Raw genomic sequence first — 12671 nt, 5'->3', positions numbered from 1 at the left:
AAATTACCATTGCTTGTACTTCCCCTCCCTTTCTTGGCCCTATCCACAGGCTATTTGTGATAAAATTCACTTTTAAAACGCTTCCCCTATACATAATAACTCTACAAAACATAACAATCACAATACACAATACAATTATTAACAAATTTGTCGAAAGTACGTTACAAAAATTTCAAGATTTAAACCGCTACAGACTTGTATTTAATTGTATAGTATAAGCAGGAGGTTCAAATGTCATAGTAGAAAGGAGCTAAATCTGTCAGAGAGTTGTTCTTTTTTCTTACTAAAAGCATCAATGTGAGAGGATGGGGAGTACGAAATCATCATTCATCTATCCATTTAAGCTAGTCTCAATAAATAAATAGCTGATACTTCTACTTTTATTCCTTTATAAAAGATGGTTCTAATTTTACCGGCTGGAGTTTTGTAGCATTGTAGCGTAAATAAATATATTTGACTGCTACACCTCATCGCACAAAATTTCAATCTTTAGTAGACAAAAGATTATACATAGGCAAAACCTATGAAATTACTTAGAATTAATTTTGTTCAGTACCGAACAAGCTTTTTTGTAGACAGTAAAAGCACCTAAACTTACTACCTTCAGTCATTTGAACATGCCAACAACAAACATGTTTTACTCACCTATCTTTTATGAAACTTGTTGAAAAAGTTATACCCCACATAGAATGGGAGGAAGGAGAAACTTATGGACGTTATTACGTTATCGCGAATTCAATTCGCATCAACCACCATTTTTCACTTTATTTTTGTGCCTTTATCAATTGGTCTCGTCTTTTTAATTGCACTCATGGAGACATTATATGTTGTAAAAGGTAAAGAACAGTACAAAAAAATGGCGAAGTTTTGGGGACATTTATTTCTCATTAACTTTGCCGTTGGAGTCGTTACTGGTATTTTACAGGAATTCCAATTCGGGATGAATTGGTCGAACTACTCTCGCTTTGTTGGGGACGTCTTTGGAGCTCCACTTGCTGTGGAAGCACTGCTCGCTTTCTTTATGGAATCCACCTTTATTGGATTGTGGATTTTTGGTTGGAAGCGTCTATCGAAGAAAGTACATTTAATGTGTATTTGGCTCGTATCTATTGGAACGATTATTTCTGCTTTTTGGATATTAGTCGCTAACTCGTTTATGCAGTACCCAGTAGGTTTTGAAATTAATAATGGTCGGGCAGAAATGAATGATTTTCTTGCATTAATTACGAGCGGTCAAGTATGGGTCGAATTCCCACATACCGTATTTGGCTCATTAGCCACAGGAGCATTTTTAATCACGGGTGTAAGTGCATGGAAGTTATTAAAAAAACAAGACACTGCCTTCTTTAAAAAATCATTTAACATCGCATTAATTGTTGCTATTATTTCTGGTTTTGGAATTGCCTTCACTGGACACGCACAGTCCCAATTCCTAGTTGAAACACAGCCCATGAAAATGGCTGCTGCAGAGGGATTATGGGAAGATAGCGGTGATCCTGCGGCATGGACTTTGTTTGCAAATATTGATTCCGATAATCAGGAAAATTCATTTGAAGTCAATATTCCATACATTCTTAGTTACCTCTCCTACAGTGAATTTAGCGGAAGTGTAGAAGGGATGAAATCAATTCAAGCTAAATATGAAGAACTGTATGGAGAAGGAGATTATATTCCTCCGGTAAAAACAACGTTTTGGAGTTTCCGAATTATGGTTTTCACTGGTGGACTTATGATTTTATTAGGACTTTATGGAGCATATCTATCCAAACGGAAAAAACTCGAGCAAAGCAGCAAATATTTAAAAATCATGATTTGGGCTATTTCGCTACCATTCATCGGTAGTACCGCCGGTTGGATTATGACAGAAATCGGCAGACAGCCTTGGGTCGTATTTGGCCATATGCAAACACAAGATGCTGTGTCCCCAAACGTAACTGCTGGGCAAGTTCTTTTCTCACTAATCTCATTTAGTGCGATCTATTTAATCCTTGCTATTGTGATGGCTTACTTATTCGTTCGAGTAATCAAAAAAGGCCCTGTTGAAGAAGAAAAAGATGTCAAGCTAACAACAGATCCTTTTGGAGAGGAAGGGTATGGTTCTTATGCTAAATGAGGTGTGGTTTATTTTAATCGCTGTCCTATTCGTCGGATTTTTATTCTTAGAAGGCTTTGATTTTGGTGTTGGCATGGCGATGCGATTTGTTGCCAAAACACCTGGTGAGCGCCGTGTATTAATCAATACTATTGGACCAGTTTGGGATGGAAATGAAGTTTGGCTCATCACAGCAGGTGGAGCGATGTTTGCAGCATTCCCAAATTGGTACGCCACTTTATTCAGTGGTTTGTACATGCCGCTCGTTATCATGCTGCTACTGCTCATTGGACGAGGTGTAGCATTTGAATTTAGAAGTAAACTAGATAATCCCAAATGGCGCGACACTTGGGATTGGACGATCTTTGTTAGCAGTTTGTTAAATCCATTTCTATGGGGAGTGGTGTTTGCTGCATTGATGGCAGGCTTACCAATTGATAGTGAGATGAATATTTATGCTTCTTTATTTGACTATATTACGCCATATACATTAATTGGCGCCATTGCGATTACATTGCTTTGTTTCTTGCACGGTCTCTTCTTTATCACCTTGAAGACAACCGGGGACTTGCAAAATAGAGCTCGTGAAACTGCAAAAAAAGTGGTCTATGCTGTTGGTATTGCTTTAGTCGCGTTTGTAGTGGCATCCTATTTCTACACAGATATTTTCGAAGTAAGAGGTGCTGTATTAATCCCGATTTTCGCACTGATCGTGGTAGCTGTTATTTTTGCTAGAAGTTTTGCACTCAAAAGCCGTGATGGCTGGGCATTTACGATGACTGGATTAACGATTGCGCTAACAGTAACATCCGTATTCGTCGGTTTATTCCCACGAGTAATGGTAAGCAGTATTAACCATGCGTTCGACTTAACGATTCATAATGCTGCTTCAGGGCCATATTCTTTAAAAGTCATGACCATCGTAGCTGTAACATTAATACCTTTTGTGCTTGGTTATCAAATATGGAGTTATTATGTGTTCCGTAAACGTGTTAAAGAAGAGGAGCATTTAGAATACTAATGAAAAAGATGATGCAAAATCATTTATGGACGTACAAAGGTGTAAAGCTAACGCTTGGAATTGTCGTAGCCATTACGATCGTTGAAGCAATCGCGATTATTTTACAAGCAACATGGTTAGCAGAATGGTTATTTCGCTTATTTAGTGGGGAATTTTTTCAGAAAACATGGACATTAGGCGCTCTTTTTCTGTTAGCATTTGCTATGAGATATCTGATGAGTACTCTTAAGAAAAAAGTAACCTTTCAGTTTGCAGAAAAAACCCGTGTTGAAACAAGAAAACAACTAATGGCCAAGCTATTCGAGCTTGGCCCAAGCTACACTAGTAAACAAGGAACTGCCAAATTAGTAAATTTGGCGATGGAAGGTGCAACGCAGCTACGTACGTATTTAGAATTGATTATTCCTAAAATGGTGGCAGCCTGCATCGTTCCACCAATGGTGCTTATCTATGTTTTTTTTCAGGATAAATTATCAAGTGTCATTTTATTTTTCACGGTACCTATTATTATCGTATTTATGATTCTCCTTGGGTTAGCTGCGAAAAAGAAAATGGAACGACAATGGCATTCATATCACCTATTATCCAATCATTTTATTGATTCTTTACGTGGTTTGGAAACCTTAAAATATCTAGGTAAAAGCAAATCACATGGAAACACGATTGAGAAAGTGAGTAATGAATACCGAAAATCGACCATTGGAACATTACGGATCGCATTTCTCTCTTCTTTTGCGCTTGACTTTTTTACTATGTTATCGGTAGCCTCTGTTGCCGTAGGTTTAGGGCTACGACTTATTGAGGGAAACCTATTATTAGACGTTGCGTTAGTCGTCTTAATTTTAGCCCCTGAGTTTTTCTTGCCGCTGAAAGAGGTTGGAGCTGATTATCATGCGACGTTAAATGGTCAGGAAGCGGCGAAAGCGATTGATACGATTTTAGCAGAGCCCACTCCGGAATGTAATCCCATTATTGCAAATACGCTTGTCTGGTCAAACAATAGTAAGCTAAAGCTCTCCTATGTCAGTCATTCCCATGACGATAACGGGCTGCAGGCTTTAATCGATGTTTCCTTGCAAGTAAATGGCTTTGAAAAAATTGGTATTGTTGGTGCTAGCGGTGCAGGAAAATCTACTCTCATTGATATATTAGGCGGATTTTTAACACCAACTCAAGGGAGCTTCCGAGTAAATCAGCAAATTTTAAACACCTTAAACAGTGAAGCATGGCAACGCCAAATTACGTATATCCCACAGCATCCGTATATTTTTAGTCAGTCAATCGCTGATAATATTCGTTTTTACGAACCAAATGCTTCTGATGAAGAGGTATGGCAAGCGGCAAAAGCTGCGGAATTGGACGACTTGATCCACTCCTTTCCTAATGGAATAGAGCAAGAAATTGGTACTGGCGCCCGCTCACTTAGTGGCGGTCAAGAACAACGAGTAGCCTTGGCACGAGCCTTTCTTGGCAATCGTCCAATCCTATTATTGGATGAGCCAACTGCACATTTAGATATTGAAACAGAGTACGAATTGAAACAGACAATGACTACATTGTTTAAAGATAAATTAGTCTTTTTTGCAACCCATCGTCTCCATTGGATGGAACAAATGGACCGGATTATCGTATTAAAAGATGGCGTCGTCGTAGAAATAGGAACACCACATGAATTAATGCTCCGCAGAGGAGAGTATTATCAACTCGTTCTGTCACAATTGGAGGGAGTACAATGAGAACTTGGATCATCCCATATGTAAAAATGCATTATAAAGGGTTATTAGCCAGCATTCTTATAGGTTTATTGGCTCTAGCCTGTGGCGCAGCGCTTATGTTTACATCTGGATACTTAATTTCCAAATCCGCATTAAGACCTGAGAATATTTTAATGGTTTATATTCCCGTTGTGTCCGTCCGAGCTTTTGGTATTTTCCGGGCAGTATTTCACTATCTTTCTCGTTTAACGAGTCATAACACGATCCTTCGAATATTAGCGAATATGCGTAGCCGCCTTTATCAAACCCTAGAACCGCAAGCAGCTTTTATTCAGTCACGCTTTCAAACTGGCAGAATTCTAGGAGTATTATCGGATGATATCGACCATTTACAAGATTTATTTATTCGAACCATTTTACCAAGTGCTACTGCTTTAGGTATGTATGGTATTGTTATTGCTTATCTAGGATGGTTTGATATTGTTTTTGCTTTACTTATGGCAGTGTATCTATTTTTTATCGTTGTGTTTATTCCTATTCTTTCACTATGGTCCAGCCGAAAACGAACCGCTTTAATAAAGAACGGTCGTTATGATCAATATCATATACTGACAGATGGATTACTTGGGATTAAAGATTGGATGATCGCTGGAAAACCAAATGATTTTATGAAACAGGATACAATGAAAGACCAATCTGTAGCTATTGTAGAAAGGCGCATTAAAAGCCAGCAACGATTTCGAGACTTCGCCAATCAACTCATTATTGGCGCTATGGTTATTTCTATGGTTTACTGGTCAAGTACGATGGTTGCTGAAGGAAATATGCATGTTACATTAATTGCCGCCTTTGTTCTCGTTACACTAGCCATTGCTGAAGCTTTTTTACCAGTTTCTGAAGCATTAGAACAAGTTCCAGAGTATACCGAATCCATTTCCAGATTGGAAGCACTGGAAGAAACAGATGCTGGAAAAGCTACTTCTCAGCAAAACGTTTCTTTATCAGCAGTCCCTCGTTCTGTAGATATTCTGCTTGATCATGTTGCTTTTCAATATCATGGATTTGATAAACAAGTTTTAAAAGATGTATCCATTGCAATACCACAAGGGAAAAGACTCGCTTTATTAGGAAAAAGCGGAGCAGGAAAATCAAGTATTGTCCAGCTTATTTGTGGATCCTATGCCCCAACAAAAGGAACAGTAACTCTCAATGGAACAGATGTAACAGCTTATGGTGATGCTCTATTTGAAATGGTATCGATTTTAAATCAGCAACCACATTTATTTAACACGACAATTGCTAATAATCTTCGCCTTGGCAATCAACAGGCAACCGACCAGAACATTGTCGAAGCGGCTAAAAAAGTTCAGCTTCATGATTATATCAAGAGCCTACCCAAAGGGTATAATACAATGATGGAAGAATCGGGACAAATCTTTAGTGGCGGTCAGCAACAACGGGTGGCTTTAGCAAGAATTCTATTAAAAGGAACCCCCGTCGTTATACTTGATGAACCAACCGTAGGCCTAGATCCTAAAACAGAGGCAGATTTGTTAAAAACCATTTTCTCGACATTGAAAGATAAAACAGTTATTTGGATCACTCACCATTTATCTGGCATTAAGCATATGGATGAAATTATTTTCTTAGAGGATGGGTATATTGAGATGCAAGGCTCACACCAAGAATTGTTAACTACTTCACAGCGATACCAAGATTTATATTATTTGGACGTACCTCCATCGATTCGAAAAATGGTTCAACTTTAAGTTCTTGATAGCTATTGTTCTTCTTAACCTACATTTCATCGTTTTTTATAGGCAAACAAAGATTACTGTGCGTGAGTCCTTTAAAGCGATAATTAAAAGAATAATTGAAACAGGTACGCCGTGGGTCTATCCTTTCCACGGCTTTTTTTAGGAGATGAGGGGGCAATTTTAAGAACGCTGCGCCTACTACTTATCAAGTTTGGTTTCTGTTCAAGAAATAATGACCTTCTCCAAAATCTATGAAAGTAAAACTAGACGAAAATGAATTTTACCGATACTGAAAAAACATACGCCTTCCGTGGGGCACGTGCTCAGACTCCTTGAAAAAAGTGTTGGATTTTCACGCTACGTATCCCCACAGGATAGGGGAAGCTGCGAAAGTAAAACATCGCACGAAGCAAATATGTTGTTCATTTTCGAAAAGTCTCCATGTTTTCCTTTGCTGCTAATCCATGACTGTATTTATTTATTAATGTCAACCTTGCCCGAAATTATATTAGATTACAGTGAAAAATATGATAAGATGTTCTTGTGGGAAAATTCATACAAATCCCCTTTTACGAACAATCTTTATTTAGAGAAGATGGTATGAAAAAACTAATTATATGGCAAAGAAACTTTGAGGGTAAATACTTCTGAATAGTCATGTGCCCCACATAGAAAAGTAGCAATTCATTTGCAGCAAATATTATTAATTATTGATGCTCAAAAGGAACTAATCGATGGGAGCCAACAAGTAAGCGCTGTCTATAATAAACATGAGTTGATTAAAAATATTAATTTAGTCATTTAAAAAGCAAACAAATTAAGTGTCTCAACTGTTTTTGTCAGGGACTTGGATGTTGCTAAAGGCAGTGGACAAGGATTTGAAGTACATGACCAAATTCATGTGCCTAAAAATAGCCTTTTTTTTGATAAAGGGGCTACAAATTCCTTCCATGGAACAGGACTGCTTCCATACTTAAAAGCTCAAAACATCCACCATGTAGTTATCATGGGTTGTAAAACGCAGCACTGTATAGATAGTGCTGTCCGAACAGCTACGATTAATGGACTAGATGTTACTTTAGTTGGCAATGGACATTCTACAACTGATAGTGAGGTTTTAAGTGCCAAACAAATTATAAACCATCACAATGAAACGTTGCATGGTCATTACAATGTAGAACATTTTTCAATGGTTAGAAATGCAGAAGAAGACTTATTTCAACCACAGCATGATTTATATCGATAAAGTGAATCTTCAATCAGCGGGGAGGAATAACCCTCTCCACTTATGGTTAGTACCGTCATGGTATGACCTAAATGCCACTTAGGAAATAGGGAATTTAGGTGCTGTTATCTCCCACTTAGACTTGTTGCAGTACAAATTATCCTACTCCTGAAGTGAGAGTCTTACAGCGCCTTATATACGGCATCAATATCAACACAAATAAAAAAGGAGACCGATGGAAATTATATTTACCTATACATTTACTAGTAACAAAGATTGTATTTCTTTGGTTCTTTGTCAAATGTGGTGGTGGAAATTACTCTCCACCATCTCTTTTTAGTTAGTGTTAAATTAATTTGTTAACCTCTTGTTGCCATAGTATTTTATTCTTTAATCTTGAAAAATTTTTAATGCCATAGGACTTACGTTTTAACACCTTTATCTTGTTGTTTATCCCTTCTATATATCCATTGTTAAAAGGATACATAAATGATTGGAGGATTTCTGTCTTCCATCGCTGAAACGTATGATAAACACGTTGAAATGAATCCATACCTGATTCTTTTAATGTCTGCATACATGCTTCTAATCCAGCTTTAGCTGTATCCTTATCGCTTTCCTTAAACCATTGATCTAACTTATTCTTAAGTGCATAGGCTTTTTGTAATCTGGGATCAATATCAAGAAGCTTTTGTACCTTTTCTGACTCTTCTTCATCCAGTTTATATACCGATTTCCATAACAGTTTTTTACTACGTTTCATCTGGATACGTGGCTTTTTATCCAAATCCCTCTGAACTTCTCGGCGTACTTCATCCAGTGCCCAATATACTTGCCTCATATAGTGAAATCGATCGGCAATAATCAATGGATTGCCTAATGCTTTTTGTACAGCTTGTTTAAAGGATTTTGACAAATCCATAACGACGATTTGGACTTTACTCGTATCACGGGATTGTAAATACTCTTTTATGGTATCTACTTTTCTGTCCGGTAAAATATCGATGATTTCTTTGTTCTCCACATCTGCAATGACTGTTTGAAACCTCTCTCCTCCTGCATCTCCTTTAAACTCATCAATAGCTATAGCACGTGGTAGAACCTTCTTTGTTTGCAGGGGATGACGATCAAACAAACGGATTAATCGATTCGTTGTCATACCAGATAAACGGGCTGCATCCGTAAATGAACCGATTGCCGAGTAAGTTCGTGCGCTCATTTGTAATGAATTGGTGCACCTTTGATACCGATCCACCATTTGTAAATGTTCATAAAAGGTATGGTGGCAATGGGTACATAGATATCTTCTTTTTCGCAGAGAAATTTTCACGGATGTATGGGATAGATTTGACCCTTGAATCAACTGTTTTCGGTAGCTGTGCACTCGCTTTGTTTTCGCTTTACAGGATGGACATGTTTGCTTTTTAACTTTCGTATAAAGCTCTACCAACCATGTCGCGGGTTCTTCTTTTATATCCCATACTTCTACTTGTTTATCTTTTATCCCCAATAAATCTATGATAAGATGATATTGCACTCTTTCCCTCTCCTTTACCTTTTGTGTCTGCAACTCAAGGTTATCAAAAGAGAGGGGAGTGAGTGTATTTTTTTGCATCTTTCTGTGCATTGGCACAATAAGGAGTACCACCACATTTAGTATAGAGCCATTTCTTTAAACAGCGGAAAGGTGTTTCGGCTATTTTAGATGTTTCTGCAACGGTTACCATCTACATCCATAATAAATATATTGTAATGAAGAAGGGTTTCCTATTCTAGAATGTTATAAGCATTTATCCAATTGGGTACAAGCTACTAAAAAGTATCATATTATTCAGGAATTCCATTGAATTTGATGAATATGATGACGGCGCAATTCTATCTTTAATCTCACTTGAAAATAAAGCTAGGCTAAATTCTATTTGGGGAAATAGCAGGACTTAGAAAATCATTTCGAGTTAACTATATAGCTAAACAGTGGATGAACTTAGAAGAGCGTCTTAAAGCAGATATAGAAACATACTTTCAAATACGTTTAAAAGATCTTATGAAACATATTCCAGCCATAATGGTGAAATGGAAAATACAATAGGATGCAAAATAGATAATATTGATATCATCGTTTGAACCTGCTTTAGCTTTTATCCCTCATGACGATCAGTATGAACAGTAGGGTATAGTAGCGAGCTTAATTTTAATGTTGTTTTCCTTTTTAACTTGTTTACACTTAAGCGCCTTATATGTAGAAATGGATCAATAATGCTTTTCCCAACATCGAATGGGTATAATAACTGCCTTTGTATTAATATCTTTTAGAAACCCTAATCATACTAATTTGGCTCTGATTTAAAAAACGTATAGGTGCAACGCTGGTTCCTAGACCACTATCTATATAAAGAAATTGATTTTGGTTTATATTATATGTTCCTTTATCGTAAGTAGGGAAAAAACCTTCATCGGGAGCTACTAAGGCTCCAATAAAAGGAAGTCTTACTTGTCCGCCATGTGTATGGCCACTTAAAATCAAGTCAGCAGGTAGGCTGCTCTCTTTTTCTATGATGTTAGGTGAATGAGAAAGTAATACAGTATAATACTCGTCATTCACGCCAGCAAAAGCCTGTGTAACGTTCTCGTGATTCGTAGAGCTATCGTCAATCCCAACAAGATTTAAGCTAACCTGATTCATCGTTAATTGTCTATTTTTATTGTTTAAAATCGTTACCTGTCGTTCCTCAAGCCCGTTTAAGAATTCCTCTTTTTTTGGATTATCCCATTCATGGTTTCCCGTAACAAAGTAAACATGCTTCTGCACAGACGTGAGCTTTTCAACGAACGCAAACATATCGTTAAACTCGGTAGTCTTTCTATCTATTAAGTCTCCTGTAATAACAATTATATCCGCATTTAAATCTTTGATCGTTTGAATTAATTCTTCATTACTTTTCCCAAACACTTTATTATGCACATCAGTGATCTGTAAAATGTTAACTGCTTTATCATCAGGGATTTTATCACTATAAAATGGAAGCTTATTCACTTTAAACGTATTTGTGTCCATATATGCTTTAATACATAGAGAAAGGATGAAAAGGATAGCAAAAGGAATCAGCAGCTTTTTCTTTGTTATATTGTGTCTATTAGATAGTTGATTTTCTTTCATTTGTTGGTTTGGCATGAATGTTTCATCCTCCTTCACGGGCTACGCTTGCCACCTGCTACTTGGATTTATTAAAACGGATTGGTTAGAATTCTCTCACTCAATCATATTCTTTAAGCACTAAAAACATGTTAAAATCACAGCTTCTTTCATCTAACCTATACTGCAATTAACATCTGTTTTGCTTTTATTTCGTGCTTCCATAATACAGAGATACACCATTTTTTCCTTTCCAATCAAGCAACTGTGAAACGGTGATAAATTGATAACCTGCTTGTTTTAATGTTTTTAACAGCTTTGGTAATGCATCTGCTGTTGTGGAATGGATATCATGCAAAAGTACAATTGCTCCAGAAGTTATTTCATTTTGTACAATTTTTTGGATAGCTGATCCATTCCTATTCTTCCAATCGAGTGAATCAACAGACCAAAGTATAATAGATTGATTGTTTTCTTTTGCATACTTTATCACATTATCATTATAAATTCCATAAGGTGGGCGAATAAGACTCGGGCTAACACCAGTCGCCTCTTTTATCTTTTCATTCGTATAATCTAGCTCATTTTTTATGTTAACATCGCTCATTTTGGATAAATTAGGATGACTTTTGGTATGATTTCCAATTTCATGTCCTTCTTCTACCACCTTTCTTGCAAGATCGGGGTAATAATCTATTTGACTTCCTAACATGAAAAAGGTTGCCTTTGCATCGTATTCTTCCAAAGTTTTCAAGATTTTTGGAGTCCCTTGTGGACTTGGCCCATCATCGAATGTCAATGCAACATATTTTCCATTCGTAAGTTCTTTTCTATGTTCTTCTTGAATGATTTTTTTCTTTTCTACTTGTTGCTCTTTCGACATTTGTAAATAAGAATCCATATGATCTTGTAAAAAAACATATAATTTTTTAATTGGAATGTTGACTTCAACCGTTTCAGCAAATCCTTCTGTTATTGCATACTCATCCCAGTATAATGTTAAACCCCTTCGATCAATAGACCATTGCCAAGCATCCAGTTCTTGCAGCGATTCATATGTTTGCCTTTTATTTATATATGGCTGCAATTCCTTATTCTCCTGTAATTCTTCCCAGATAACTTCTTTTATTTTGTCAAGGTTTTTCTCATCAAGATGCAATATGTCATTAATGGTTAGAAATTGTTCTTTTTTTACATCAAAATTAAAAACTTTTACCATTTCCTGTTTATTTGCATCTCCGTGAATGGCGTATGTTCGAAAAACTAAACTATAAAAATCCTTCGTAATACGATTGGTTTCTAGTTGAATGTTTAAATGAGCCACTCCTTTTGTTTTTTTATTTATGCTAACGGTTTTTAAGAATGACTCTTTTTGACTTTTTATCCATTTGTTAATAGAAGAATTAATTTTTTTACTTTTGGTCTCTGGCTTACTAATTGAATAAGTATATGCATCTGTTTCTTGTGAAAGAGTTTTTAGCTGAATATCTGGGTACTTACTATTGCTTTCGTCCTCTTCAACTCTCTCAGCTTTTATATTATCTTTCTTATTTACTAGTTTATTAGGAAATGGTATTAATCTATTAATTCCTGTACAAATTAACAGAATTAATAAAAACAGCAAAATCCATCCAGGTAGTTTAATTCGCTTAATCACTTTAATTATTCCTTCCCATCGTATTAGAAAAACTTGGCTTGTCGCCAAGTCTTTAGCGAAAGCTGTAGTTT

7 protein-coding genes and 1 pseudogene are annotated in these 12671 nt (G+C 36.5%); 5 read left to right on the top strand and 3 right to left on the bottom strand.

Features of this window, described 5'->3' with window-relative positions:
* Positions 1-709: 709 nt before the first annotated feature.
* From KBP50_RS03940 to KBP50_RS03920, 5 genes and pseudogenes are all read left to right on the top strand, one after another.
* Positions 710-2113 (top strand): cytochrome ubiquinol oxidase subunit I, encoded by a 1404-nt coding sequence (locus KBP50_RS03940; RefSeq protein WP_050350093.1) that lies wholly within the window; start codon positions 710-712, stop codon positions 2111-2113.
* On the top strand, positions 2094-3113 hold the full coding sequence (cydB, locus tag KBP50_RS03935; RefSeq protein WP_050350092.1) for a cytochrome d ubiquinol oxidase subunit II: 1020 nt from the start codon (positions 2094-2096) through the stop codon (positions 3111-3113). Before KBP50_RS03940 ends, cydB begins: the two co-directional genes overlap by 20 nt.
* A gap of 11 nt (positions 3114-3124) precedes the next feature.
* Positions 3125-4849 carry a thiol reductant ABC exporter subunit CydD gene (cydD, locus tag KBP50_RS03930; protein WP_050350437.1) on the top strand — a complete coding sequence of 575 codons (1725 nt, stop codon included), beginning with the start codon at positions 3125-3127 and terminating at the stop codon, positions 4847-4849.
* Positions 4846-6597: a thiol reductant ABC exporter subunit CydC gene (gene cydC, locus KBP50_RS03925; RefSeq protein ID WP_050350091.1), complete on the top strand. Its 1752-nt coding sequence runs from the start codon at positions 4846-4848 to the stop codon at positions 6595-6597. The genes cydD and cydC overlap by 4 nt, the downstream gene beginning before the upstream one ends.
* Before the next feature lie 676 nt (positions 6598-7273).
* Positions 7274-7831, top strand: a pseudogene (locus KBP50_RS03920) (isochorismatase family protein).
* A gap of 325 nt (positions 7832-8156) precedes the next feature.
* Here the strand turns inward: KBP50_RS03920 and KBP50_RS03915 are convergent.
* From KBP50_RS03915 to KBP50_RS03905, 3 genes are all read right to left on the bottom strand, one after another.
* Positions 8157-9347, bottom strand: coding sequence for an ISL3 family transposase (locus KBP50_RS03915; RefSeq protein WP_050349589.1), 1191 nt, complete (start codon positions 9345-9347; stop codon positions 8157-8159).
* A gap of 762 nt (positions 9348-10109) precedes the next feature.
* Positions 10110-10982, bottom strand: coding sequence for a metallophosphoesterase (locus KBP50_RS03910; protein ID WP_232231327.1), 873 nt, complete (start codon positions 10980-10982; stop codon positions 10110-10112).
* 169 nt (positions 10983-11151) lie between these two features.
* On the bottom strand, positions 11152-12600 hold the full coding sequence (locus KBP50_RS03905) for a polysaccharide deacetylase family protein (RefSeq protein ID WP_076362095.1): 1449 nt from the start codon (positions 12598-12600) through the stop codon (positions 11152-11154).
* Between the last annotated feature and the right edge of the window lie 71 nt (positions 12601-12671).

Source organism: Virgibacillus pantothenticus (assembly GCF_018075365.1).
GTDB lineage: Bacteria > Bacillota > Bacilli > Bacillales > Amphibacillaceae > Virgibacillus > Virgibacillus pantothenticus.
The sequence above is the reverse complement of the archived record's forward strand: the minus strand, read 5'-3'. Positions and strand labels throughout refer to the sequence as shown.

Coding starts and splice junctions, on each gene's coding strand:
- KBP50_RS03940 (WP_050350093.1), top strand. CDS start 710: ATGGACGTTATTACGTTATCGCGAATTCAATTCGCATCAACCACCATT.
- cydB (WP_050350092.1), top strand. CDS start 2,094: ATGGTTCTTATGCTAAATGAGGTGTGGTTTATTTTAATCGCTGTCCTA.
- cydD (WP_050350437.1), top strand. CDS start 3,125: ATGCAAAATCATTTATGGACGTACAAAGGTGTAAAGCTAACGCTTGGA.
- cydC (WP_050350091.1), top strand. CDS start 4,846: ATGAGAACTTGGATCATCCCATATGTAAAAATGCATTATAAAGGGTTA.
- KBP50_RS03910 (WP_232231327.1), bottom strand. CDS start 10,982: ATGCCAAACCAACAAATGAAAGAAAATCAACTATCTAATAGACACAAT.